This window comes from Actinomadura rudentiformis (assembly GCF_008923185.1).
Taxonomy (GTDB): domain Bacteria; phylum Actinomycetota; class Actinomycetes; order Streptosporangiales; family Streptosporangiaceae; genus Spirillospora; species Spirillospora rudentiformis.
In genome coordinates, this window is record NZ_WBMT01000021.1 from 121,533 (window position 1) to 146,248 (window position 24,716).

General features: G+C 69.4%; 21 protein-coding genes and 1 tRNA gene. 3 read left to right on the top strand and 19 right to left on the bottom strand.

Going from position 1 to position 24,716, the window contains the following annotated elements:
* Nucleotides 1-22 precede the first annotated feature (22 nt).
* The 5 genes from F8566_RS37390 to polA form a co-directional block, all read right to left on the bottom strand.
* A complete protein-coding gene (locus tag F8566_RS37390) occupies nt 23-1,996 on the bottom strand; it encodes an endonuclease/exonuclease/phosphatase family protein (RefSeq protein ID WP_151566797.1) in 1,974 nt (657 codons plus the stop codon).
* A 247-nt stretch (nt 1,997-2,243) separates the two neighbouring features.
* Nucleotides 2,244-3,737: a 30S ribosomal protein S1 gene (gene rpsA / locus F8566_RS37395; RefSeq protein WP_151566799.1), complete on the bottom strand. Its 1,494-nt coding sequence runs from the start codon at nt 3,735-3,737 to the stop codon at nt 2,244-2,246.
* 247 nt (nt 3,738-3,984) lie between these two features.
* Nucleotides 3,985-5,091 carry a polysaccharide deacetylase family protein gene (locus tag F8566_RS37400; protein ID WP_151566801.1) on the bottom strand — a complete coding sequence of 369 codons (1,107 nt, stop codon included), beginning with the start codon at nt 5,089-5,091 and terminating at the stop codon, nt 3,985-3,987.
* Between the two features lie 117 nt (nt 5,092-5,208).
* On the bottom strand, nt 5,209-5,652 hold the full coding sequence (locus tag F8566_RS37405; RefSeq protein WP_151566803.1) for a hypothetical protein: 444 nt from the start codon (nt 5,650-5,652) through the stop codon (nt 5,209-5,211).
* Nucleotides 5,653-5,887: 235 nt separating this feature from the next.
* A complete protein-coding gene (gene polA / locus F8566_RS37410; protein WP_151566805.1) occupies nt 5,888-8,602 on the bottom strand; it encodes a DNA polymerase I in 2,715 nt (904 codons plus the stop codon).
* Between the two features lie 45 nt (nt 8,603-8,647).
* Here polA and F8566_RS37415 point away from each other — a divergent pair, with 45 nt between their 5' ends.
* Nucleotides 8,648-9,079 (top strand): PaaI family thioesterase, encoded by a 432-nt coding sequence (locus tag F8566_RS37415; protein WP_404800380.1) that lies wholly within the window; start codon nt 8,648-8,650, stop codon nt 9,077-9,079.
* A gap of 197 nt (nt 9,080-9,276) precedes the next feature.
* Here the strand turns inward: F8566_RS37415 and F8566_RS37420 are convergent, their stop codons facing one another.
* Nucleotides 9,277-10,011 (bottom strand): hypothetical protein, encoded by a 735-nt coding sequence (locus F8566_RS37420; protein ID WP_151566807.1) that lies wholly within the window; start codon nt 10,009-10,011, stop codon nt 9,277-9,279.
* Between the two features lie 5 nt (nt 10,012-10,016).
* Nucleotides 10,017-10,517: a SigE family RNA polymerase sigma factor gene (locus F8566_RS37425; RefSeq protein ID WP_151566809.1), complete on the bottom strand. Its 501-nt coding sequence runs from the start codon at nt 10,515-10,517 to the stop codon at nt 10,017-10,019.
* Nucleotides 10,518-10,714: 197 nt separating this feature from the next.
* Here F8566_RS37425 and F8566_RS37430 point away from each other — a divergent pair, with 197 nt between their 5' ends.
* Nucleotides 10,715-11,251 carry a DUF4352 domain-containing protein gene (locus F8566_RS37430; protein WP_151566811.1) on the top strand — a complete coding sequence of 179 codons (537 nt, stop codon included), beginning with the start codon at nt 10,715-10,717 and terminating at the stop codon, nt 11,249-11,251.
* Nucleotides 11,252-11,384: 133 nt separating this feature from the next.
* Here the strand turns inward: F8566_RS37430 and F8566_RS37435 are convergent, their stop codons facing one another.
* The 6 genes from F8566_RS37435 to F8566_RS37460 form a co-directional block, all read right to left on the bottom strand.
* Complete coding sequence (locus F8566_RS37435) at nt 11,385-12,152, bottom strand: ABC transporter ATP-binding protein (protein WP_151566813.1); 768 nt, start codon at nt 12,150-12,152, stop codon at nt 11,385-11,387.
* On the bottom strand, nt 12,142-12,951 hold the full coding sequence (locus F8566_RS37440; protein WP_151566967.1) for an ABC transporter ATP-binding protein: 810 nt from the start codon (nt 12,949-12,951) through the stop codon (nt 12,142-12,144). Before F8566_RS37440 ends, F8566_RS37435 begins: the two co-directional genes overlap by 11 nt.
* 11 nt (nt 12,952-12,962) lie before the next feature.
* Nucleotides 12,963-14,042 carry a branched-chain amino acid ABC transporter permease gene (locus F8566_RS37445; RefSeq protein WP_225993857.1) on the bottom strand — a complete coding sequence of 360 codons (1,080 nt, stop codon included), beginning with the start codon at nt 14,040-14,042 and terminating at the stop codon, nt 12,963-12,965.
* Between the two features lie 32 nt (nt 14,043-14,074).
* On the bottom strand, nt 14,075-15,043 hold the full coding sequence (locus tag F8566_RS37450; protein WP_151566817.1) for a branched-chain amino acid ABC transporter permease: 969 nt from the start codon (nt 15,041-15,043) through the stop codon (nt 14,075-14,077).
* A 111-nt stretch (nt 15,044-15,154) separates the two neighbouring features.
* Nucleotides 15,155-16,315, bottom strand: a complete 1,161-nt coding sequence (locus F8566_RS37455) for a branched-chain amino acid ABC transporter substrate-binding protein (protein WP_225993858.1) — start codon at nt 16,313-16,315, stop codon at nt 15,155-15,157.
* A 329-nt stretch (nt 16,316-16,644) separates the two neighbouring features.
* Entirely contained in the window at nt 16,645-17,259 is a 615-nt protein-coding gene (locus F8566_RS37460; protein ID WP_225993859.1) for an ANTAR domain-containing response regulator, read from the bottom strand.
* Nucleotides 17,260-17,345: 86 nt separating this feature from the next.
* On the opposite strand from F8566_RS37460, the gene F8566_RS37465 reads away from it, so the two are divergent.
* Nucleotides 17,346-17,418: transfer RNA gene (locus tag F8566_RS37465), tRNA-Leu, on the top strand.
* Here F8566_RS37465 and F8566_RS37470 read toward each other — a convergent pair.
* The 6 genes from F8566_RS37470 to F8566_RS37495 all read right to left on the bottom strand — a co-directional run bounded on the left by F8566_RS37470 (nt 17,389) and on the right by F8566_RS37495 (nt 24,666).
* A complete protein-coding gene (locus F8566_RS37470; protein ID WP_225993860.1) occupies nt 17,389-18,114 on the bottom strand; it encodes an ABC transporter ATP-binding protein in 726 nt (241 codons plus the stop codon). The two genes, F8566_RS37465 and F8566_RS37470, sit on opposite strands and share 30 nt — an antisense overlap.
* Nucleotides 18,111-18,920: an ABC transporter ATP-binding protein gene (locus F8566_RS37475; protein ID WP_151566819.1), complete on the bottom strand. Its 810-nt coding sequence runs from the start codon at nt 18,918-18,920 to the stop codon at nt 18,111-18,113. Before F8566_RS37475 ends, F8566_RS37470 begins: the two co-directional genes overlap by 4 nt.
* Complete coding sequence (locus tag F8566_RS37480) at nt 18,917-22,117, bottom strand: FtsX-like permease family protein (RefSeq protein WP_151566821.1); 3,201 nt, start codon at nt 22,115-22,117, stop codon at nt 18,917-18,919. The genes F8566_RS37475 and F8566_RS37480 overlap by 4 nt, the downstream gene beginning before the upstream one ends.
* A gap of 112 nt (nt 22,118-22,229) precedes the next feature.
* Nucleotides 22,230-22,448, bottom strand: coding sequence for a hypothetical protein (locus F8566_RS37485; RefSeq protein WP_151566823.1), 219 nt, complete (start codon nt 22,446-22,448; stop codon nt 22,230-22,232).
* 68 nt (nt 22,449-22,516) lie between these two features.
* Nucleotides 22,517-23,947, bottom strand: a complete 1,431-nt coding sequence (gene pyk / locus F8566_RS37490) for a pyruvate kinase (protein ID WP_151566825.1) — start codon at nt 23,945-23,947, stop codon at nt 22,517-22,519.
* A gap of 164 nt (nt 23,948-24,111) precedes the next feature.
* Nucleotides 24,112-24,666 carry a type 1 glutamine amidotransferase domain-containing protein gene (locus F8566_RS37495; RefSeq protein WP_151566827.1) on the bottom strand — a complete coding sequence of 185 codons (555 nt, stop codon included), beginning with the start codon at nt 24,664-24,666 and terminating at the stop codon, nt 24,112-24,114.
* Nucleotides 24,667-24,716 lie beyond the last annotated feature (50 nt).

Here is a 24,716-nt window from a genome sequence, read left to right on the forward strand (position 1 = left end):
GGGGTGCCCGCCGCCGGTCCGCTCAGCGCCCGATCCGGACGGTCACCCCGACGGGATAGTGATCGGACGCGTCGGACCGGGTCACGGTGTAGTCGTCGAAGACCAGGTCGTCGGTGCCGATGATCCAGTCGATCCGGTCGCCGTCGGGGGTGGTGGGCGTGGCGTCGCCCCGAGCCGCGCTGCGCAGCTCGGCGCTGCCGCCGTTGCCCTCCAGCAGCCGGCTGATCTCCGGGCTGCCCGGCCGGGCGTTCATGTCGCCGCCGATGATCGTCCGGGGCGCGCCGCCCCAGCTCCGCAGCAGCGCGGTGACCTCGCGGACGCGCTCGTCACCCTGGTCGGCTCCGCCCTCCAGGTGCGTCGACCAGACGTCGATCGAGGTGTTGCCGACACCCAGCCGCGCCCATACGAAGCCACGGATCTGCGACCAGTCCCCCTTGGGCATCCGCCCGGTGCCCGACTTCTTCACCGGCAGTGACGTGAGGATCGCGTTGCCGAACTGGCCGTCGGCGGCGGGGCCCCACAGCAGTTTCATGCCGAGCCGGCGCGACAGCCATACGCCCACGTCGGTGGTGCCCGAAAGCAGGGAGCCGCGGCTGGCCTCCTGGAGCAGGACGACATCGGCCTTCTGCGCCTCGATGGTCTTGGCGATGCCCTCGGGATCGAGCCGGCCCTTGGTGTTGACGGCGTCGTGGATGTTGTAGGTGACGACGCGCACCTGGCCGGGGGTGGCCGCGCGGGCCTGGTTCTTCGGGGCGGCGATCGTGAAGATCGCGGTGCCTGCCAGCAGTCCGAGCGAGGCGGCGCCGGCGGTCACCGCCCGCAGCGGCGCACGGGCGGGCAGCGGCCCTCCCCGCGCCGCGGCGATCGCGGCGAGCGCGCCCAGCAGGATCCCGGCCAGGCCGGGGAGCACGTTGTTGGGCAGCGGCAGTGGCGTGACAGCGCTGACCTGGTACGGGATAAGGATCAGCGCCACGAGGCAACCGCCGATGGCGGCGCCGACGTCGATCCGCCACACCGGCCCGCCGGCGCCGGCACGGCGCAGCGGAGCCCGGCACGCGACCGCCAGCAGCCAGGCCGCCAGGACCTGGCCGACGATCACGACGGGAACGATCTCGACCCCGGCGACCGCGTAGGTCCCGGCGATCGCCCCGGCCCCCACCCCGAGCAGCGTGCCGCCGAGCACGCAGACACCGCCCGGGACGGCGCGTACCGCCAGACCCGAGGCGAGGAACGCCAGAGCCAGCCCCTGGCCGACAACGATCACAATGTGCGCGCCGACGAGCGACTGCCAACCGGATGAGGCGACGAACGCCGGGCTGGACAAGATCAAAATCTGCAACGCGAGGAACGGCCCGAACGCCGCCGCCCCCAGCGCGTCCCGCCAGGAGATCCCCGGCGGGGCGACAGACCCCGACGACATCTCCCGGTAGAGCGCAGCCGCCCCCAGGCCGACGTACAGCAAGCAGGCGAGCCACGGCCAGACACCCGAACGCCAGGCCGGATCCCACGTCGCGAACGCCATCCGGACGGCGGAGTCGACCGCGAGGCCGGCGACCGCCGCCGTGGCGAAACCGACTCCCGACAGGCCCCGAGCGCCCTCGTACAGCGCCGCCACCGCGATCATGCCGATGGCCGTGCCGAGGAACGCCAGCCAGAGCTGCGGCGACAGCGCCTGCGCGAGCAGGCGCACGGCGAACAGGCCGCCCACGCCGGCCAGCAGCAGGCCCTGCGGCCCGGCCGCCCGTCTGATCAGCGGGCTGAGGAGGCCCGCCAGGTAAACGAGCACGATCAGCGCGGCGGCCGCGCCGGTGCCCGCGGTGTCGGCGAACCGGTCGAGCTGGGGAAGCGAGAAACGCAGGGTCTGCGCGAGGACGGCGACCGTGATCGCGATCAGCACGAGCCGCGCCGGGCCCTGCGGGACGATCGAGGGACCGGTGGGCTGGGCGGGGCCACCGGTCTGATCAGGTCGGGGAGTGCCTACGTCTGTACTGGCCAAGGGAAACAACTGCTCCGGAGGACGAGCGGGTACATGGGGCCGTGCCCCGGGATCATGGCCCGGGATCGGCGCCGGGGAACACGGATCCGAGCGTATCGGCAACGACCCCGACGGGTCGAAAAGCACGCCGAACACCCCGTTGGCCGGGTGGAAAACAGATCACGGCCGGAGGGGGATCCTGGGGATCTCCCTCCGGCCGTGATCTCAGGTCACCGACCGGGCGTGGGGGCCGGGGCCCCCACTCGGCTTACTGGCCGCCGGAGAGCTTCTCGCGCAGGGCGGCGAGGGCCTCGTCGGTGGCGAGGGCGCCACCGGTGGTCTCGGTGTCGTCACCGCCCCCGGAGTACGAGGTGTCGCCTCCGCCGCCGCCGACCGAGGTCGTCCCGCCGGTGGCCTCGGCCTCAGCCTCGGCCTTGCGGGCGTCCTCGATCTGCTTGCGGTGCGCGTCGAACCGCGACCGGGCCTCGGCGTACTGCCGCTCCCAGGTCTCACGCTGCTCGTCGAAGCCCTCGAGCCACTCGCCGGTCTCGGCGTCGAAGCCCTCGGGGTACTTGTAGTTGCCCTGCTCGTCGTACTCGGCGGGCATGCCGTACAGGGTCGGGTCGAACTCCTCTTCCTCGACCACGACGCCCTCGTTGGCCTGCTTGAGCGACAGGCTGATGCGGCGCCGGTCGAGGTCGATGTCGATGATCTTCACGAAGATCTCGTCGCCGACCTGGACGACCTGCTCGGGGATCTCCACGTGGCGCTCGGCCAGCTCGGAGATGTGGACCAGGCCCTCGATGCCCTCCTCGACACGGACGAACGCGCCGAACGGCACCAGCTTGGTGACGCGGCCGGGCACGACCTGGCCGATCTGGTGGGTCCGGGCGAACTGCTGCCACGGGTCTTCCTGGGTCGCCTTGAGCGACAGGGAGACGCGCTCGCGCTCCATGTCGACGTCCAGGACCTCGACCGTGACCTCCTGGCCCACCTCGACGACCTCAGACGGGTGGTCGATGTGCTTCCAGGACAGCTCGGAGACGTGCACCAGACCGTCGACGCCGCCCAGGTCCACGAACGCACCGAAGTTGACGATCGAGGAGACCACGCCCTTGCGGACCTGGCCCTTCTGGAGGGTGTTGAGGAAGGTCTGGCGGACCTCGCTCTGGGTCTGCTCCAGCCAGGCACGGCGGGACAGGACCACGTTGTTGCGGTTCTTGTCCAGCTCGATGATCTTGGCTTCGAGCTCGCGGCCGACGTACGGCTGCAGGTCGCGGACCCGGCGCATCTCCACGAGGGAGGCGGGCAGGAAGCCCCGCAGGCCGATGTCCAGGATGAGACCACCCTTGACGACCTCGATGACGGTGCCGGTGACGATGCCGTCCTCGTCCTTGATCTTCTCGATCGTGCCCCAGGCCCGCTCGTACTGAGCGCGCTTCTTGGACAGGATCAGACGGCCTTCCTTGTCCTCCTTCTGAAGGACGAGGGCCTCGACGTGGTCTCCGACGGTGACGACCTCGTTGGGGTCGACATCGTGCTTGATGGAGAGCTCGCGAGAGGGAATGACACCCTCGGTCTTGTAGCCGATGTCGAGGAGGACCTCGTCACGATCGACCTTGACGACGGTGCCTTCGACAATGTCGCCGTCGTTGAAGTACTTGATGGTCTCATCGATCGCCGCGAGGAATGCTTCCTCGGAGCCGATGTCATTGACCGCTACCTGCGGGGTGGTCGAGGTGGCCTCGGTGCTACTCGTCATGTGTCGGCTGGCTCCGGATACGGACATGCGTAGGTGTCATCAACGCGCGGAGGGCCTTATATCCGCCCTGCCGAGGACCGGGAAGGGACGCAGCCTGAGCGACGTCAATGAACCGAACCGAAGTCAACGACCTGACCGAGCGCGAGCCTGCTCCGTCTGAAGCACGCGCAAGCCCACAGCGCAGCGATCAGGATATGGGACGAGACACGTGCGGTCAATCGGAGGGGGCCTGCTTGTGCCCCTCCACTCAGTAGGAACGCCCAAAGGGCCGGTACTTCTTGGCGAGCAACCTCTCGTCCGACGCCCTGAATGAAATGGTATTCGGATCGCCATCCGATGTGTACCGCGTGTCCGGATCCTTGTTCAGCTTGTCCAGCCAGGCGATCGAGCAGAACTCCCGGCAGTCGTTTTCGCTGATCTTGCCCTCGGATCGCACCCGCAGGATCGCGAACGGGTCGAAGTCCTTGTCGAACGGCGAGCCGGAGGGCTTCCAGCCGGCCAGCAGGACCCCCTTGAAGTCGTACTCCCCGTCCTTCTTCTGGGCCCAGGACCGCTTCTCGGGCACCGACCCGAACGGGTAGGCGAGCGTCGCCGCATGCGTCCCCGTCAACGAGAAGATCTTGCTCTCCATCCCCCCGATCTCCTTCTGGACCTCCTTCTGGGACAGCTGCGAGAGGTCCGGATGGCTCACCGTGTGGTTGCCCAGGTCGAACCCGTGCTGCTGGAGCCACTTGAGCCCCGCGCCCGCCTGGTCGCCCATCCCGAAGAGATCGTCGTTCAGGTAGAACGTCGCGACCGGCCGGAACCCCGGGAACTTGGCCGCGACCTCCATCAGGATCGCCACGGCCGTGTCGGGCTTGGGCCTGCCCTGCGCGTCGAGCCCGAAATGACCGGGGGTGCTGTCGTCGAAGGTCAAGACCACCGGATGTTTACCGAGCGGCACATCGATCCGCCCGCTCACCAGCTCGGCCGCCGTGATGGGCACATAGCCCTCCTTGGCGAGCCGGGTCACCTCGTTCCGGAACTCGGTGACCGACCGGTCCAGCGACAGCTCGGTCTTCTTCATGATCCGGTGGTACATGAGCACCGGGATCTCGCCCAGCTCGTTGGCCTTGGCCGACACCGCCGCCGGACTCGCCGCCCCGATCTTGACCGGCCCCGTCGGCGTCGCCGACGGCGTGGCGGCCCCCGCAGGCCTGGCCGTGGCCGTGACACCCGGTGAGGCCTTGCCTCGCTGCGCCGCCCGTGCCGCGTCCGCAGGGGGCTTCTCATCGCGCCGGGCCCCTGGCAGCGTGAGCCCGAGGACCACCGCACAAACGATCAGGAAACCGGCGAGCTTGTGGAGGGTTGGCACAGGCCTCCCGTCGATCGTCACTGACACGACCAGAACAGCCTAGGGCCGCCCGCACCCACTCGAACAGAAGGCCGGACGCCCCACAAGGGAAACGCCCGGCCATCTGAGCCGACCCGGCTAGCCCTCGCTCCCCTCAGCCTTTGTCAGCAGACCGACGATCTGCTCGAACCGCTCGTCGATCTTCTTGTCGATCACGTCGAGCTTCCTGTCGAGTGCATCGACTCTCTGGTTGAGAGCGCTGATCTGGACCTCGACGCGTTCGACCCGGATGTCGGTCGAACGGAGCCGAACGTTCATTCGCTCGAGCCCGGTGGCCATGTCACCGAGGTCGCCCTCGATCTGGTCGAGGCGAACGCCCTGCTGAAGCAGTCGCCCACCGAGGTGATTGAACTGCTTCTTCTGTGTGTTCTCGACCTCCCTGATGAGGTCGTAGACGGCGTAGAACTCGTTGCTGTGCTGGGAGATCTTCCGGTTGATCTCTTCGGGGCTCCTGAACATGCGGGGGGCGGCCGCGTCGAACTCTTCCAGCGGAGGGGTGCTGGACTCTTCCGGCGAACTCACGTGAGGGTTTCCTCTCTCGCATCGTTGCGGACCGAAAGGTCATGGGTGGGTTTCGTGTATGGCGGATCGGCGTGGCTGTCGTGTGCCCCTTGCGGGCATCAGAGGGAGCGGCGTCCTGCTGCGTACGACCGTGACCCAAGGGAGACCTCGGTTGGACCGCGAGCCGGGAGTGGCTCGCTGGAGCGATGTTATCGCTCTCCGTGCCCGCCGGGCGACGGACACGGAGACGGGTCGGTCAGTGCGCCGCATCCTGCCAGGTGCGGCCGGTGCCCATGGAGACCTCCAGGGGGGCCTTGAGCTCGTAGGCGCCGACCATCTGCTCGCTGACCAGGGCCTTGAGGTCGTCGTGCTCGCCGGGGGCCACTTCGAAGACGAGCTCGTCGTGGACCTGGAGAAGCATGCGGGACCGGAGGCCGTGGGAGCGCAGGGCCCGGTCGACGTTGAGGCTCGCGACCTTGATGATGTCGGCCGCGGAGCCCTGGATGGGGGCGTTGAGGGCCATGCGTTCGGCCATCTCGCGGCGCTGGCGGTTGTCGGAGTTGAGGTCGGGCAGGTAGCGGCGGCGGCCGAGGATGGTCTCGGTGTAGCCGTCGTGGCGGGCCTTGGCGACGACGTTCTGCAGGTAGTCGCGGACGCCGCCGAACTGCTGGAAGTACTCCTCCATGAGGCCGCGCGCCTCGTCCGGCGAGATGCGCAGCTGCTGGGAGAGCCCGAACGCCGACAGGCCGTAGGCGAGGCCGTAGTTCATCGCCTTGATCCGGGCGCGCAGCTCCGAGTCGATCTGGTCGGCGGGCAGGTCGAAGACCCGGGACGCCGTGATCGTGTGGAAGTCGGCCCCGGAGGAGAAGGCGTCCAGGAGCGCCTGGTCCTCCGACAGGTGCGCCATGATCCGCAGCTCGATCTGGCTGTAGTCGGCGGTCAGGAGCGACTCGTGGTCGGCGCCGACGACGAAGGCCTCGCGGATCTGCCGGCCCTCCGCGGTGCGGATCGGGATGTTCTGCAGGTTGGGGTCGGTGGAGGAGAGCCGTCCGGTGGCGGCGACCATCTGGTTGAACGTGGTGTGGATGCGACCGGCGTCGTCGGCCATCGGGATGAGCGAGTCGACGATGCTCTTGAGCTTGGCGACCTCGCGCCAGCGCAGGATGTGCTCCAGGACGGGGTGGCCGTCCTTGGCGAGCAGGCCCGTGAGCGCGTCGGAGTCGGTGGTGTAGCCGGTCTTGGTGCGCTTGGTCTTGGGGAGGTTGAGCTCCTCGAACAGGACCTGCTGGACCTGTTTCGGCGAGCCCAGGTTGAACTCGTGGCCGACGGCGTCGTGGGCCAGCTGCTCGGTCTCCTTGACCTGGCCGCCGAGTGAGGCTGACAGGCCGGCCAGGTGGTCGGCGTCGACGGCGATGCCGGCGCGCTCCATGTCGGCCAGGACGCGGACCAAAGGCAGCTCGACCTCGTGCAGCAGGCGGGTGGCGCCGCGCTTTTCCAGGTCCTTGTCGAAGACGTCGGCCAGCTCGGCGACGGCGCGGGCGCGGACGGCCAGGTCGTTGGCGGCCTCCTCCTCGCCGGAGCCGTCGAGGGTCAGCTGGCCGGAGTCTTCGGTCTCGCTGCGCAGCTCGCGGTGCAGGTAGCGCAGGGCCAGGTCGGCCAGGTCGAACGTGCGCTGGCCGGGCAGCGCGAGGTAGGCGGCGAGCGCGGTGTCGCTGGTGAGCCCTTCGAGGGTGAGGCCGCGGGCGTACAGGGCCAGCATCGGGCCCTTGGCCTCGTGCATGGCCTTGGGGCGGGACGGATCCGCCAGGTAGGCGGCGAGGGCGCGTTCGTCGTCTTCGATCAGCTCGGCCGGGTCGAGGAAGATCGCGGGGCCCTTCTTGGACGCCGGGTCCGTTCCACGGCGAGCAAGGGAGATCGCGGTCAGCTCGCCGGTGCCGCGGCCCCAGCTCCCGGTGACGGCGATGCCGATGCGGTCGGCGGTGGTCGCGTTCTGGTCCAGCCAGGCGCCGAGGCCTCCGGGCTCCAGGTGCTCGAGGTCGATGTCGAAGCCCTCGTCGGCCTCCGGCTCGGGCGCCGAGAGGGACGCGTAGAGGCGCTCGCGCAGCACCCGGAACTGCAGCGAGTCGAAGAGGGCGTGGATCTCCTCGCGCTCCCACTGGCCCATCGACAGCTGCGGCGGGGTGAGCTCGAGCCCGACCTCGCAGTCGAGCTTGTTGATCTGCTGGTTGCGCAGCACGTCGCCGAGGTGCTCGCGCAGGTTGTCGCCCGCCTTGCCCTTGATCTCGTCCACGTGGGCGACGAGCTCGTCCAGGCCGCCGTACTTGGCCAGCCACTTGGCGGCGGTCTTGGGCCCGACGCCGGGCACGCCCGGCAGGTTGTCGCTGCTCTCGCCGACGAGCGCGGCCAGCTCGCGGTAACGCTCGGGCGGGACGCCGTACTTGGCCTCGACCGCGGCCGGGTCGTAGCGGCCCAGCTCCGACACGCCACGGATCGGGTAGAGGATCGTGACGTCGTCGTTGACCAGCTGGAACGCGTCGCGGTCGCCGGTGACGATGAGCGTCTTCATGCCGGCCTCGGTGGCCTGCACCGCGAGCGTGGCGATGACGTCGTCGGCCTCGAACCCCGCCACCGACAGGCGCGGGATGCGCAGCGCGTCCAGCACCTCGAAGATGAGGCTGATCTGGCTCCGGAACTCGTCGGGGGTCTTCTGCCGGCCGGCCTTGTACTCGACGTACTGCTCGTGCCGGAACGTCGGCTCGGACCGGTCGAACGCCACCGCGATGTGAGACGGCTGCTCGTCCCGCAGCACGTTGATCAACATCGACGTGAAGCCGTAGACCGCGTTGGTCGGCTGCCCGTCGGTCGTCGAGAAGTTTTCGACCGGGAGCGCGAAGAACGCCCGGTAGGCCAGGGAATGCCCGTCGAGGAGGAGGAGCGTCTGCTTGTCAGGGGTCGATGGTTCTTTCGCCACACCAGGACTCTAGTCTGCCCGTACGACAGTTTGAGGGAGGCATACGTGACTGACACCGCCGATCAGCGGGCGAAGATCTTGGAGGAACGCGGGATCGACGCCCACGGCGATCTGGCGCAGGCGATGGGGGTCGAGTACCTGGAGGCCTCACCGGAGCGCGTCGTCGGCCGCATGCCGGTGAAGGGCAACACCCAGCCGTACGGCCTCCTGCACGGCGGCGCCTCCTGCGTCCTCGCCGAGTCGGTCGGCTCCGTCGGCGCCGCCCTCACCGCGGGCGAGGGCCGCATCGCCGTCGGCATCGAGATCAGTGCCACCCACCACCGCTCCGCCACCGAGGGCTTCGTGACCGCCGTCGCCACCCGAGTCCACGGCGGCCGCACGCTCGCGACCTACGACATCGCGATCACCGACGACCAGGACCGCCGCGTCTGCACCGCCCGGCTCACCTGCATGCTCCGCGACGCCCCCGCTTCTTGACACGACGCCCCCATTTCCTGACAACAGGATCTTTCTCGGGTCAAGTCGCGACTTCCTTTGCGGTCGGCGTTGAACGGTCGGTAGCGTGGATTGGAACGGCCCGGGATCACCGAGTAGACAACGTACGTGTCCGGGGAAGGCCCGTGCGGCCCCAAAGGTGATCCCGGGCCCGAGCACGTTCAGCCCACCGAGCACGTTCAGCCCACCTGGCACAGTGTGTCGGCGTCCGGGATACAGGCGGGCGACGTGTCGAGCTTCCGCCCGCTCGGCCGATCCTCGAAGGTGACCGTGTCGCGGTGGCCCGACAGTGGCCGGCTGGACGCGAAGACTCCCAGACGCAGCGCGCGAGGCCTCGGCGGCCCGCCTTCGACCGCTTCTTCCGGGGTCGGCACGGCGTCACGGGGAACGACGGCACGTGCATCCACGAGCACCGTCGCTCCTTTGGGCACAGGGAGCAGGGCCCCCGTGTCCTGCCCCCTCCCTCCGAGACACGGCAGGATGTGCCTGTGCGAGCTCGCGGTTCCCCCGTCGACCCGGATGCTGAGCTCGGCCACCGCTTCGAGGTAGTTGTTGCATGCCAGGCGCAATCTGAGCGGCTCGTCCACGCGCCGCACCCGCATGGACACGTAGTCGCCCTGAGGCCAGGTGAACACCACTGAGGCCAGCTGACGGCCCGGTCCCTCTCCGAACGCAGGCGCCGCCGGCACCTGTGCCGCCGCCGGCAGACGATCGCCGGTCTCCCCTTGCGCGAGTGGCAGGGCGACCGCCACCGCCACCGCGATCGCCGCGATCGAGCCGGCCGTCCGCCGCCGTCGGCGCGCGCGCCGGATGCGAGCCCGCACCTGTCGTACGCGGTCGGCGTTGGGCGCCGGCGCTTCACCACGGCGGGCCGCGAACGCCCTCCGCACCAGGTCTTCCTCGGTCGTCGGCATCCGGCTCAGGCCCCCTCGATGACGGGAAGCGGGACGATCGATTCGTCCGCCCGCAACTTGGTCAAGGCCTTGCTGGTCTGGCTCTTGACGGTCCCCTCCGTGCAACCGAGGATCTCCGCCACCTCCCCGATCGTGAGCTCCTCGTAGTAGCGGAGCACGAGCACGGCGCGCTGCCGGCGCGGGAGCCTGCCCACCGCCTGCCAGATCGCGTCACGATCGTCGTAGCTGCGGTACTCGTCCGGGCCGTCCACGCGTTCGGGCAGGTCGGCCGAGGGGTCCTCGCCACCCCACCTCCGCCACCAGGAGATGTAGGTGTTGACCACGACCTTCCGGACGTACGCGTCGGGCGACTCAGCCAGCCTCGGCCACGCCCGCCAGGCCTTGACCAGCGCCTCCTGCAGCAGATCCTCAGCGGTCGCCCAGTTGCGCGTCAGCAGGTAGGCGGTCAGCAGCAGGCCCTCCCCGCGCGAGGCCACGAACTCCGGATAGTCAGACCGGTCCGCCACGTGCCGCCCTCCCAATCCGCCACTTCTCGGGATCTATTACGCGGAGCGACACTCCAAGGTTGCCCGGCGAGACACTCTTTTTCGAGACCCGGACAGGCGCGGCATGTGACCGGCTAAGGGCGGTCACCGGTTGCGGTTCGGTTGCAAAAGGGTCTGCGGTGTTCCTGCGGATGAGGGACGCTGCCTACCGTCGCGTCATGCGCTTGATCGTTGTTGTGGCGGCAGCCGGGGCCGTGCTGGTCTCGTCGGCGGCGTGCTCCGGGGACGACGAGTCTCCCAAGGCGCCGGCCACGTACGAGTTGTCCCCCCGGCCGGTCCGGCCCGACGAGAAGGCGCTGAAGCTCGCCCCCATCTCGGATGGGGACACCTCGTTCAGCGTGATCGGGCTGACCGTCATGCCGGAGATCACCGGGAGCCACGCCAACGTGAAGGCGAAGGGCCAGTTCGTCCGGGTCCGGCTCGTGATGGTCAACAACGGCCGCACCACGACGCTCGTGGACGTGAACAAGCAGCGGTTGCTCTCCTCCGACGGCGCGGCCCACAAGCCCGACTACGACGCGATGATCGTCAAGCGGCAGCCGTTCACGTTCGACCTGGGCGCCGCCATGCGCGTGGAGTTCGATCTCTGGTACGACCTCCCGGCCGGAGCCAGGGCCACGGGCCTGCGCCTGTTCGGCGGCTCCACGCTGACCGACATGAAGGACGAGGAGGGCACCGACCTCCGCCTGCCCTGAGGGACGTACGCCTGCCCTGAGGGACGTACGCCTGTCTTGGGCACGTGCCTGGGAACGACGGAAGCCGTGGCCCCGCGAGGGTCGCCCCGCAGGTGCCACGGCTTCCGGTCAGACGACTGGTCCGATCAGGCGGCTAGTCCTGGCCGTTCCGTGGGGTGGTGTCGACGGCGGTGTCGTTCGCCGCCTCGTCCACGGCCAGGTCGCCACCGAGGTAGGCGGCCCGGACCTCCGGGTCGGTCAGCAGTTCCGCGGCGGGCGCGGACTTGACGACCTTGCCGGTCTCGATCACGTACGCGCGGTGCGCCAGCGAGAGCGCCTGCTGGGCGTTCTGCTCGACCACCAGGACCGTGGTGCCGCGCCGGTTGATCTCCTCGATGATCTTGAAGATCTGCTGGATCAGCATCGGTGCCAGACCCATCGAGGGCTCGTCGAGCAGCAGCACCTTGGGCTTGGTCATCAGCGCGCGCCCGATGGCCAGCATCTGCTGCTCACCGCCGGACATGGTGCCGCCGGCCTGCTTCTTGCGCTCACCGAGCCGCGGGAACAGGTCGTACACCTCGGCCATGTCCTTGGTGAGGTCCCCCTTGCGGGCGTACGCGCCCATGTGGAGGTTCTCCTCGACCGTCATGCCGGGGAAGATGCCCCGGCCTTCCGGCGACTGGCCGATGCCCAGGAGCACCCGCTTGTGGCCCGGGACCTTGCTGATGTCCTTGCCGTCGAAGGTGATCCGGCCGGACGTCAGCGGGCGCAGCCCGCTGATCGTCTTCAGCGTGGTGCTCTTGCCCGCGCCGTTGGCGCCGATGAGGGTGACGATCTCACCCTCGTCGACCTGCAGCGACACGCCCTTGAGCGCTTCGATCTTGCCGTAGTGGACGTGGATGTCCTCGATCTCAAGAAGCATCGGCGGGAGCCCCCAAATACGCTTCGATCACCTTCGGGTTGCTCTGGACCTCCGAGGGCAGCCCCTCGGCGATCTTCTCGCCGAAGTCCAGGACCGCGAGCCGGTCGGCGATGTTCATCACCAGGCCCATGTCGTGCTCGATGAGCAGCACGGTGCGGCCGGAGTCGCGGATCTTGCGGATGAGCCCCTGCAGCGCGACCTTCTCGGCGGGGTTCATGCCCGCCGCGGGCTCGTCGAGCAGAAGCAGCTTCGGATCGGTCGCCAGTGCGCGGGCGATCTCCAGGCGCCGCTGGTCGCCGTACGGCAGGTTCTTGGCCGTCTCGTCCGAACGGTGACCGATGCCGACGAACTCCAGCAACTCCCTGGCCAGCTCGCGGCCTCGGCGTTCTTCCTTGTAGTGCCAAGGCAGACCGAGGATCGCGCCGACCGCGCCGGTCTTGTGGTTGGCGTCGGCGCCGACCATCACGTTCTCCAGCGCCGACATGTTGTGGAACAGCCGGATGTTCTGGAACGTACGGGCGACACCGCGCTTGGTGACCTTGAACCGCTTCATGCCGCTGATGCGCTGGCCGTCGAAGTGGATCGCGCCCTCGGTCGGCTTGTAGACGCCGGTGGTCACGTTGAACACCGTGGTCTTGCCGGCGCCGTTCGGGCCGATCAGCGCGAAGATCTCGCCCTTGTTGACGTTGAACGCGACCTTCTTGAGCGCCACGACGCCGCCGAACCGCATCACGACGTCGCGCAGTTCCAGCAGCGGGGTCGCCGTGCCGGGAGCCGGCGCGCCGGCCGCCTTGTCCATGCTCACGTCGCTCACTTGCCGCCCACCTCCGGAGCCGCCGTCGTCGGGGTGGCCACCTCGGCGCCCATGGAGCCCATGCCGCCGGTGCCCTCCTGCATCTCGGCCTTGCGCTGCCGGGACGGCAGCAGGCCCTCGGGCCGGACGATCATCATGATCACCAGCACGGCACCGAACAACATGTAACGGTAGTCGTCCAGGAACCGGAACCGCTCCGGCAGCCAGGCGATGATGAACGCGCCCAGGATCACACCCGGGATGTTGCCCGAACCACCGAAGACCACACAGACCAGGATGGTCGCCGACAGGATGAACGGGAAGTTCTCAGGCTGGATGTAGCCCTGCACGCCGCCCATCTGGCCCGTTCCGGCGAGACCGCCGACCATGGCGCCGACGAAGAACGCGAGCAGCTTGAACTTGAACGTGGGCACGCCCATCAGCTCGGCGGCGTCCTCATCCTCGCGGATCGCGGCCCAGGCCCGGCCGACCCGGCTCTTGTTCAACCGCACCGAGATGACGATCACTAGCACGATCATCGCCACGATGAGGTAGTAGAACGCGCTCGCGTCCAGCACGTCGTTGAAGTCCAGGCCGAACATCGACGGTGGCCGGGGCAGGTCGGAGATGCCGCGCGAGTCGCCGATGTAGGTGGTGTTCCGCGCGACGATCCGGATGATCTCACCGAAGCCCAGCGTCACGATCGCGAGATAGTCGCCGCGCAGCCGCAGCGTCGGCGCGCCGAGGACGATGCCGGAGATGGCGGCGATGGCGAGCGCCGCCACGACCGTGCCCCAGAACGGCCAGCCCTCCCGGCCGAGCACGCCGACGCTGTACGCGCCGATGGCGAAGAACGCGACGAATCCGAGGTCGAGCAGGCCGGCCTGGCCGACCACGATGTTGAGGCCGAGCGCCAGCAGGATGTAGATCCCGATCGGGTCCCACAGGGTGGTGATCCAGTCGGTCTGCGGCGACATGATCGACGCGACGCCCTCGGTCGGCAGGACGAAGACCACGAAGAGGAGCAGCAGCAGGTATACGAGCCAGCGCGTCCACATGGGCGCGCCCGCCCACCAATCGCGGATCCGGTCCGACACACCGCTCCTTGCACTGAGTGTCTGCTTGAGGTTCATGCGCGCGCCTGCTGGAGAGATTCACCGAGGATACCGGTGGGACGGAACATGAGGATGACCACGAGAACGGTGAAGGCGATGACGTCCTTCCACTCGGAGCCGAAGAAGATCGCACCCCAGTTCTCGATCAGTCCCAGTGCGAAACCGCCGAGCAGCGCACCGCGCAGGTTGCCGATTCCGCCGAGCACGGCGGCGGTGAACGCCTTGACGCCGAGCACGAACCCGACGTTGTAGACCGTCAGCTCGAACTCCACGACGTAGAGGACGGCGGCGACACCGGCCATGGCGCCACCCAGCAGGAAGGTGGTGCGCACGATGGTGTCGATGTTGACGCCCATCAGGACGGCCGTCTCGGGGTCCTGGGCCGTCGCGCGGATACCGCGGCCGACCTTGGTCCGGTTCACGAACTGGTCCAGCAGGACCATCATGACCACCGCGGCGATGATGACGATCACGTGGTCCAGGCGGACGGTGGCACCGAAGATCTCGAAGAGCTTGTCGCGTTCGACGATCCGGGGCACGCCGACCTGGTTGCGGCCCTCGGGCCGGTCGAACAGGTTGGGGATCACCTGCAGGGCGAACAGCTCCTGCAGGAAGAAGGAGGCGCCGATCGCCGAGATCAGCGCGGCCAGCCGCGAGGCGCCCTTCTTTCGAAGCGGGCGGTAGGCGACGACCTCCAGAAGGACCGCCGCACCGCCGGAGGCCGCCATCGCGACCGCCATGATCAGCAGCAGCATGCCGATCATCGCGAAGCCGGTGTACGGGGAGGTCACAGTGAAGATCTCCGTCACCGTGAACAGTGCCGCGACCGTGCCGATCATGAAGATCTCGGAGTGCGCGAAGTTAATGAGGCGCAGGACGCCGTAGACCATCGTGTAGCCGAGCGCGATCAGCGCGTAGATGGCTCCGACGGTCAGGCCACCCACTGTGGACGGCCAGAACTGGTTGATGAAGTCGTTGAGCAATGGGGTTTCGCCTTCAAGACGGGGACGGCGGTCAGCCGTCCGACTGACAGAGGCGGGAGCGCGGTAGCGCTCCCGCCTCGGCGCCGTCACATGCGTGGCAACTGGGCCCTATCAGCCCTTCGGCTTGGCCTCATCGGACTTGCCGAGCCACTTGATGGCTCCGTCCTGAACCTGGTACAGGTGAATCGTGGTCTCGGCCAGCTCGCCTTCCGGGCCCCACTTGACCTGCTTGGAGACACCCTTGGTGTCGTAGGTCTTCAGGAAGTCGTTGATCTTCTCGCCGGTCTCGTTGCCGCCCTTGATCGCTGCGATGAAGGCCGTCGCGGCGTCGTAGCCCTCGGTCGAGTAGATCGCCGGGTTGGCGTTGACCTTCGCCTTGTAGTCACTGACGAACTTCACCAGCGTCGGGTCGGTCTGCTCACCGAACGGGATGAAGCAGGGGCAGCCGAGCAGGGCGTTCTCAGCCTGCTTGGCACCGGCCGCCTCGACCAGCTTGGCGTCCAGCGAGCCGTCGCCGGAGGCGAACAGGGCGGTCACGCCGCCGTCGCGCAGCTGCTTGAGGAGCTTGCCGCCCTCGGAGTAGTAGCCGCCGTAGAAGATGACGTCCGGCTTGGCCGCCACGACCTTGGTGACGGTCGAGGAGAAGTCCGACGCCGTCTCATCGATCTGGTCACGCTGGGTGTCGATGCCCTTGGCCTTGAACGCCTGGAAGGCGAAGTCACCGATACCGATGCTGTAGGCCTTCTTGCCGTTGATGACGTAGGCCTTCTTCGGCGACTTGGCCTTGATCAGCGCCTCGGCGATGCCGGTGCCCTGGGCCTGGTCGGTGGCGACCAGGCGGTGCCAGAACTTGTGGCCGGCCTTGGACAGGTCCGGGTTGGTCGCCGACGGCGTGATGCTCGGGACCTTGCCCTTGTCCAGGATGCCGTTGGCGGCCTTGGACTCGCCGGAGAACGCCGGGCCGATCATCGCGACGATCTTGTCGTCCTTGATCGCCTTGGGAGCCAGCGCCGCGGCCTGGTTCTCCTTGCCCTGCGTGTCATAGCGGATCAGCTTGACTTTTTTCTTCGGGTTCGTCGCGTTGTACTGGTCGATCGCCAGCTGCGCACCGTTGAACGGCGGGATGACGATCGCCGAGTCCGGACCCGTAAGGTCACCCATGAAACCGATGTTCAGGGTGTCGCCGCCGCTGCCGCCATCGTCGCCGCCGCAGGCGCCCGCACCGAGCGCCAGCACCGCGCTCATCGCCACCGCTCCGGTGACTCTCATCATGTTGCGCCGCAAGGTGCCCAACCTTTCATCCGGATCCTCATGGATCGGGGTACGAGTGTTGACCCCCGCGACTTCGCCCTCAACGGGTGAAAGCGGTCAGTCGGGGACCTGTCCGTAGTACACCGAGGTGACATCACAGTTCAGCACCCAAGGGCAGAAGGGTTACCCCTTCGTTACGCCTCCGTGCCCATGTGACACCGGCCCGTACATGGGGTGATTACAGAAAGTTACCACCCGACACAGACGTCCCATGAATGCACGGCGAAGACTCGCTGACTTTTTGCGGTGGCTCGCCACCCGCCCGTTCTACTTTTGACCTAACGGGGTGGTCAGGGAGCCGGAGGGTCCTCTGAGGGCTTGCCCAGGGCGCCGGCCAGGACGGCGTCGGCCACGGCGCGCATGGTGAGGCGGCGGTCCATGGAGGTCTTCTGGATCCAGCGGAACGCCTCGGGCTCGGTCCAGCCGTTGGCCTCCTGCAGCAGCCCCTTGGCGCGGTCCACGACCTTGCGGGTCTCCAGGCGGTCCTGAAGGCCCGCGACCTCGGCCTCCAGAGCGCGCAACTCGGTGTAACGGCTGACGGCCATCTCGATGGCCGGCGCCAGGTCGGTCTTGGTGAACGGCTTGACCAGGTAGGCCATGGCGCCCGCCTCGGTGGCCCGCTGCACCAGCTCGCGCTGGGAGAACGCGGTGAGGATGACCACCGGCGCGATCCGGTCGGCGGAGATCCGCTCGGCCGCCGAGATGCCGTCCAGGATGGGCATCTTGACGTCGAGGATCACCAGGTCCGGCTTCAGCTCGGCGGCGAGCCGCACGGCGGTCTCGCCATCGCCCGCTTCGCCGACGACCTCGTAGCCGTCCTCCTGCAACATCTCCTTGAGGTCCAGGCGGATCAGTGCCTCGTCCTCAGCGATCACCACACGTCGCGCGCTCTCCGTCACGCGCACGAGACTACCGGGACGCGCTAGTCTGGTCTGCGGCAGGTAGGGCGATCCTCTACGGGTTTTTAACCTCCGAGGAATGTCCGGTATGCGCCCCGATATCCCAATGGCAGAGGAAGCGGTCTCAAACACCGTTTAGTGTGGGTTCGAATCCCACTCGGGGCACCCGTCACGGCTTTCACCCTCCTTAAGTGCACCGTCCTGAAGTGCACCCTCCTTGAGCACACTCTCCTTGAGGGCACCGTCCTGGAGTGTGAGGACGCGGTCGCACTGGCCCGCCACCTCGGGGTCGTGCGTCGCGACGACCAGTGCCGCGCCGCGTTCCGCCTCGGCCAGGAGCCGCTTGAGCACCAGGTCACGATGGGCGGCGTCCTGCTCGGCCGTGGGCTCGTCCGCCAGCAGGAGCGCGGGGCGGCGGGCGATGGCCAGCGCGACGGCCGTGCGCTGTTGCTGGCCTCCGGAGAGCTCTTCGATCAGATGGTCGGAATACGGCGTCAGGCCAAGGGTCTCCAATGCCTCCGCCGCGATCTCGCGTGCTTTCACCGGGGTACGGCCTGCGGCGCGGAGCGCGATTTCCACGTTTTCCGCAGCGGTGAGCAGGGACACCAATCCGTAACCCTGGAAAACGTAGGCGATCCCCTGGCGTGCCGATTCGTCCACAGGGGCACCCCGAAATCTCACCTCTCCCTGCGTAGGCACGCTGACCCCGGCCAAAAGGGTCAACAGTGTGGACTTGCCCGAGCCAGACGGGCCGATCACGGCGATCCGTTCGCCGGCGGCTGCCGTCAGGCCGACGTCCCGCAGGATGGCGCGGCCGTCGATCGTGTGGGACAGGCCCTCGGCGTGCAACAGCTCGGTCACTCGGCCTCCCTGCGCAGTTCGACGCCGTCGGGCAGGGCGCGGGCGACGGCCCTGGTGCCCGGCGGCAGGATCTCCTGGAGCGCGGGCGGCAGCTGAACGGAGCCGTCCCGGCCCACGACCAGGTATTCGGTGCCGTCCTTTCCCTCGGAGCCCACGCGGCCGTCGCGGATGGTGAGGCTGCGGTCGAACGCGGTGCCCACGGCCGGGTCGTGGGTCACCACCACCACGGTCGTTCCGCTCTCACTCGCGGCGTCGCGCAGCAACTCGATCACGGCCGTGGCCGAGGCGCGATCGAGCTGGCTGGTCGGCTCGTCGGCGAGGAGGAGGCGCGGGCGGTGCGCCATCGCGATGGCGACGGCGAGACGTTGCTGCTCGCCGCCGGACAGGCGCCCTGCCGGGCGGCGCGCGACGTGCCCGAGCCCGGCGCGTTCGAGCAGTTCCCCGATCGGGCGGCGGGTGCGGCCGATGCGCTGGGCCTGCGCCACGTTCTGGGCGGCGGTGGCGTAGGCCAGGACGTTACGCGCGGGATTCTGCAGGACGACGCCGATCTCGCGGGCACGCAACCTGGACAGGGCACCGGGGCTGAGCTTCTCCACGTCGCGGCCAAGGACGTGGAGGCCGCCGGCGCTCGGTCGCAGCAGCCCGGCGAGCAGCCACAGAAGGGTTGTCTTACCGGCACCCGACGGCCCCAGGAGGGCGACGGACTCCCCCTGTCCGACCTCCAGATCCACGCCGCGCAGGGCGACGACGTCGTCGTCCTCGGCCCGGTAGATGTGCACGACGTTGTCGCAGCGTACGACCGTCATGGTGGGGCCTCCCTGAGCTGGTCGGCACGGACGCGCGCCATGATGGCCCTGGACATCAGCCAGGCCCCGCTCAGCGTGACGGCCACGGCGGCGGCGACCACGGCAGTCAGCAGCAGCGGATCGGGTGCGTAGGTGAGCTTGGGCGCGGCGGGCCGGTGGACGAACTGCGGTACGGAGGGCAGCACGAGCCAGACGGTGAGGAGCCCGGCCCCCACACCGACGAACGTGCCGTATCCGAGCACGACGAGCTGTTCGAGGAGCAGGCTCCGGCGCAGCGCGCGGCGGCGGGCTCCGGCGACGCCCAGCGCGGCCAGTTCGTACGTCCGCCGCCGTCCCGACGCGTACAGGCTGAGCAGCGCGCCCGCCGCGGCCAGCAGCGCGGCGGCCACCGACGCGGCGAGCAGCAGCGTCAGCGCCAGGCCCGGACCCTGCTGGCCCAGATCGCGGATCTCCTGTTGGAGGGTGCGTTCCGCATGGACGGTCATCCCGGCGGCGCGGACCTTGTCCTTGATGCCGGGGGCGGCGTCGGCGGTGGTCCAGATCTGGTGCTCCACCCACTTCTCGGCGATGGTGCCGGCCGCCCGGCGGGCCTCGGCCTCGTCCACGACGACCCCCGACTCGGCGGCCGCCGGCAGCACGCGCACGGTGAACGGAGCGGTCACCGCCATGCGTTCGCCGTTGAGCCCGCGGATCCTCGCCTTCGTCGTCTCGTCCTCGAGGACGCCGGTGGTCACGATGGCGGTCGACTCGTGCGGGCCCGCGACGGGCTTCATGCCCTGCCAGAGCCCCAGCGGCGTGTCGAACGTGACCCGCAGGCCGCCCCGCCCAGAGCCGCCCTCGACGCCGTAGGTGCTCATGAAGTCCTGGTCCTCGACCCCGTAGACCCTCCAGCGGTCCGGATCGTCCAATCCGGCGTCGACGGGCCGCCATCCGCTCGGCGTGCGCTCCCACATTCCCCGGACGCCCAGCGTGCCCTTGATCGTGCGCGGCCGGACGGTGACGGGTTCGGTCAGGAAGACCCGCCGGATCTCGCAGCCGCGGGAGCACCCGGGCAGCGTGCCGGTGAGGCTCCGGCGGCCGGGATCGGAGATCGTGCCGAGGGCGACTTCAACGGGGCGAAGCCGGCCCGGAAGCACGACCTCGGCCCGTACCTGCACGCTTGCGTTCTCCTCGGAGCCCACGACCGAGAGCTCCGCCACGTCCAGGTCGAGGCGCAGCCGGTCGCCGCGCAGGACCACCGGGCGGACCCCCCGCCGTGGGAGGGCGCGCACCATCGAGTCGAGGGAGCGGTCGCCGAAGCCGGACCGCCAGTGGGCGACGGCGCCGAAACGCCCGGGATCGACGGCGAGGGTGACCGGCGCGCCCGGCTCGCTCCGGCGGGTGACCATGACCCCGGCGGACCGGCCGGCGGGATCGGCCTGCCGGACGAAGTCGGCGATCCACCGGCCCGGCGGCGGGCTCACGGTCAGCACGACCGGCGCGCCGAGGCGGGTCAGGGCGACCTCACGGTGGTTGGTGCGCGTCGCCGACCAGGAGGCGGTGGCGAAGACGACCAGGGCGAGGGACGTCGCCAGCGAGATCGTGATGCGGTTGCCGCCGGGCCTGCGGGCGATCTGGCGCAGCGCCAGGAAACCGCCGATGCCGCCGTTGCGCCGCGTTCGGGCGAAGAGGGCGCGGCAGGCGAGGGGCAGCAGCCGGGCGGCGATCAGCGCGGTGCCCATCGCGAGCAGGCCGGGGACGACCAGGGAGACGGCGTTCTGCCGGCCGGCCGAGGCCAGCGCCCCGGAGCCGACGATCTGGGCGAGCCCGCCGGCGACGAGGGTGAGCAGGATCGCCTCGGGCACCCAGCCGCGGGCCGCGCGGCGGCCCTCGGTGCGGCGCCACTGCTCGGTGACCGGCCGGGTGAGTGCGGCACGGGAAGCGATCACGACCGCCGCCACACCGCCGGCGACGGTGCCAGCGGCGGCCAGCCACACCGTCGGCGGCATGCCCATCGGAACGGTGCTGCCGAAGAGGGCGGCCGCCATCGCCCGCGCGGTGACCCGTCCCAGTGCGACACCGAGAGGCAGCGCGGCGAGAAGGAGCAGCAGCGGCTCGGCCAGCCCGAAGGCCAGCAGGCGGACACCCGTCAGGCCGCGGAGCTTGATCAGGGCGATGTCGGGGGCGCGGGCCTGGGCGATGTCGGTCATCAGGAAGAACAGCAACAACCAGCACAGCACGACGAGCTGGAGGGTGACCACGAGGATGGGGACCTGGAGGGTGCCGAGCGAGGCCTCGATCTCGTCCAGGGACTTGGCGAGTCCGGAGTTGAACGACAACCGCGCCTTGTTGGCCTCCGCGAAACCCGCGACGTCCCGTACGGCCTGGCCGAGCTGTTCCCGGTCGGCCGAGCGCAGCCCGTCGGCCCGCACCGGCATGAGAATCCGGCCCATGACCCCGATCTCCTCCGGGAGCCTCGGGTCGAGGAACTGGAAGAGGCTGTCGTCGACGAAGAGCGTGCCCGTCTCCGCCTGGGCGGTGGGGTCGGCGTCGCGGCCGTACCAGTAGGGCTCCCCCGGGTCGCGGATCGTGTAGACGCCCACGACGGTGAGGCCGACGGTCGCCCCCGTGGAGTCGCGGAGCGGGGTGGAGATCCGGGTGCCGGGCCGCCAGCCCCGCGCCGCCGCCGTCTGCCGGTCGACGATCACCTCCGTATGGCGCGTCTTGCCGACCCGGGGACCGGTCGGCAAGCGGAAGCAACGGCCCGCCTCGAAGGACAGATGGGCGCACACTCCGTCGCGCCAGGCCAGCTCGGAGGCGTTGCCCTTCCCGAAGACCCCCGTGGCAAGGATCTCCCCGACATGCCGCTGGAACAGGCGCTCGTGGCGGCCGAGGGCCGACGCCGCGTTCTGTTCCAGGGCCGAGGGATCCAGCAGCTCCGCCGGTACGGGCGGTCTGGCGGGCTTCGCCAGCACGGTCAGGTGCAGGGCCTGGCCGGCCGGCGGTGCCTGGTTGATCGTGCGGCGCAGCGCGAACGTGGCTGCGGCATCGTGGTAGGAAGGCCCGATCGAGGCGGCGGCCACCGCGACCATCGCCATGAGCAGGAGCCCGGCCGACATGCCGCGCCGGAACCACAGGCCGCGCCAGAGGGTGGCCGGCCGTCCCGTTCCGCGCATGATCCTCGCCCCGTCCCGTCGCCCCTGGTGGGGATCGACCATGGGGCCAACGTCGCACGGAAGGGATCACACTGGTGGGTTTCGGCCGGTGACGGTCGTCCGGGCAACCTCTGAACACCCGCGCAGATGTCCGGGACTGCCCTGGTGGGCGGACTCAGACGGGATAACGGGTGGCCTCTTCCAGCTTCACGTTGCCTGGCTCGGCGATGGCTTGAGGCTTGGGCGGGACCTCCTGCGAGGCCGTGGTGGCGGCCAGCGGCGTGTGCGACGGCAGGGAACGCCACCGCGCGGCCGTGCCCGGCCCTCCGGTCTGCTCTCCGGCCTGGTCGCCGGTCTGCTCGTTGCCGTCGTCATCCCTCGGGTGATCACTCATACCGGCATGATGCGATCACCGGAGCCGGAATGTCCAGCCGGAATGTCCGGATCGCCGGAGTTCGGAGCTCAGTCGCGGACCGCGATGGCGTCGCCGATGCGGTGGACGCGGAGCGCGTTGGTCGAGCCGGGCGTACCGGGGGGCGAGCCGGCCACGATGACCACGCGGTCGCCCTTCTGGACCTGCCCGGTCTCCAGCAGTCCCTGCTCGACCTGCCGGACCATGTCGTCGGTGTGATGGGCGTGCGGGACGATGAAGGTCTCGACGCCCCACACGTGGGCGAGCTTGCCCCGCACGGCGGGCACCGACGTGAACGCCAGCAGTGGGATCGGGGAGCGGTAGCGGGACAGCCGGCGGGCGGTCTCCCCCGACATCGTGAACGCGACGAGGGCCTCGGCGCCGATGATGGCGCCCACCTCGGCGGCGGCCCGGGCGATCGCACCGCCGACGGTCTCGGGGATGCGGTCGAGCGCGTGCGTGGCCTGCAGCGACGCCTTCTCGGCCGTGGTGACGATGCGGCTCATCGTCTCGACCGCCTCGATCGGGTACTGTCCGACGCTGGTCTCGCCGGAGAGCATCACCGCGTCGGCGCCCTCGAAGACCGCGTTGGCGACGTCGGAGGTCTCCGCGCGAGTGGGCCGCGGCGCGGAGATCATCGATTCGAGCATCTGGGTGGCGACGATCACCGGGCGGGCCTTCTCGCGGCACAGCTCGATGGCGCGCTTCTGGACGATCGGCACCTCCTCCAGCGGCAGCTCCACGCCCAGGTCGCCGCGGGCGACCATGATGCCGTCGAACGCGGCGACGATCTCCGGCAGCGCGGCCACGGCCTGCGGCTTCTCGATCTTGCCGATGAGGGGGACGCGGACGCCCTCCTCCTCCATGATCCGGTAGCAGATGTCGGCGTCCTCGGGCGTGCGCACGAACGAGAGCGCGACCATGTCGACGCCGAGACGCAGCGCCCAGCGCAGGTCCTCCTCGTCCTTGTCGGTGAGCGCGGGCACGCTCACCGGGACGCCGGGCAGGTTGAGGCCCTTGTTGTCGGAGACCATGCCGCCGACCGTCACCCGGGTGTGCACGCGCGCGCCGTCGACCTCGGCCACCTCCAGGGCGACCCGGCCGTCGTCGATGAGGACGGTGTCGCCCGCCTTGACGTCCCCGGGCAGGCCCTGGTAGGTCGTGGACACCTCGCGGCGGTTGCCCGGGATGTCGTCGGTCGTGATGGTGAACTCGTCGCCGAGCGTCAGCCGTACCGGGCCGTCCGGGAACCGCCCGATGCGGATCTTGGGGCCCTGGAGGTCGGCCAGGATGCCGACGCCGCGGCCGGTCGCCTCGGCGGCGGCGCGCAGGCGGTGGAACACCTGCTCGTGGACGGCGTGCTCGCCGTGGCTCATGTTGAGCCGGGCGACATCGATGCCGGCCTCCACGAGGGCGTGGATCTGCTCGGGGCTGGAGCAGGCGGGGCCGATAGTGCTGACAATCTTCGCTCGACGGGTCACGTGCACAACGCTACTTAGTTACCAGCCGGTACGGATATTCGTGCAGGATGCGGTCGCCGAAGATTCACGTACTGGTCTAGGTCAGAGGTCTAGACCATAGGTCGGAATGTGACCTGAATCACCATTGCCCCGGCCCGCGATTCACCGTTCGCCGACCTCGGCGGTCACCGCTTGAACGCCTCGACGGCCGCCTGGCAGAACGCCTTCAGGTCGTCGGGCTTGCGGCTGCTGACAAGGACGTTCGGGCCGTCCTCGCAGATCTGGACCTCCTCGTTGACCCACGTGGCGCCGGCGTTGCGCAGGTCCGTCTGGAGGCTCGGCCACGAGGTCAGCGTGCGGCCGCGGACGACGTCGGCCTCGATGAGCGTCCAGGGCGCGTGGCAGATCGCCGCGACCGGTTTGCCCGAGTCGAAGAAGGCCTTGACGAACGCGACGGCGTTCTTCTGCATCCGGAGGAAGTCGGGATTGGCGACGCCACCGGGCAGTAGCAGCGCGTCGAACTCCTCCGGCGGTGAGACGTCCACGGTCGTGTCGACCGCGAAGGTGTCGGCCTTGTCGAGGTGCTCGAACGCCTGGATGCGGCCGGACTGCGTCGAGACCAGCCGGGGCTGCCCACCCGCCTGCTCGACGGCCTTCCAGGGCTCGGTCAGCTCCACCTGCTCGACGCCCTCGGGCGCGCAGAGGAAGGCGATGGTCTTGCCCTGCAGATCGGTGGCCATGGCGGATTTCTCCCCTTCTAGTCGGTTTCGACTGCTACCTACGCCCTGCC

Bases quoted from the DNA above. Each gene is read 5' to 3' on its own strand.
- rpsA (WP_151566799.1), bottom strand. From the start codon at position 3,737: ATGACGAGTAGCACCGAGGCCACCTCGACCACCCCGCAGGTAGCGGTC.
- F8566_RS37420 (WP_151566807.1), bottom strand. From the start codon at position 10,011: ATGCCGACGACCGAGGAAGACCTGGTGCGGAGGGCGTTCGCGGCCCGC.
- F8566_RS37430 (WP_151566811.1), top strand. From the start codon at position 10,715: ATGCGCTTGATCGTTGTTGTGGCGGCAGCCGGGGCCGTGCTGGTCTCG.
- F8566_RS37435 (WP_151566813.1), bottom strand. From the start codon at position 12,152: ATGCTTCTTGAGATCGAGGACATCCACGTCCACTACGGCAAGATCGAA.
- F8566_RS37440 (WP_151566967.1), bottom strand. From the start codon at position 12,951: ATGGACAAGGCGGCCGGCGCGCCGGCTCCCGGCACGGCGACCCCGCTG.
- F8566_RS37455 (WP_225993858.1), bottom strand. From the start codon at position 16,315: ATGATGAGAGTCACCGGAGCGGTGGCGATGAGCGCGGTGCTGGCGCTC.
- F8566_RS37475 (WP_151566819.1), bottom strand. From the start codon at position 18,920: ATGACGGTCGTACGCTGCGACAACGTCGTGCACATCTACCGGGCCGAG.
- F8566_RS37480 (WP_151566821.1), bottom strand. From the start codon at position 22,117: ATGGTCGATCCCCACCAGGGGCGACGGGACGGGGCGAGGATCATGCGC.
- F8566_RS37485 (WP_151566823.1), bottom strand. From the start codon at position 22,448: ATGAGTGATCACCCGAGGGATGACGACGGCAACGAGCAGACCGGCGAC.
- F8566_RS37495 (WP_151566827.1), bottom strand. From the start codon at position 24,666: ATGGCCACCGATCTGCAGGGCAAGACCATCGCCTTCCTCTGCGCGCCC.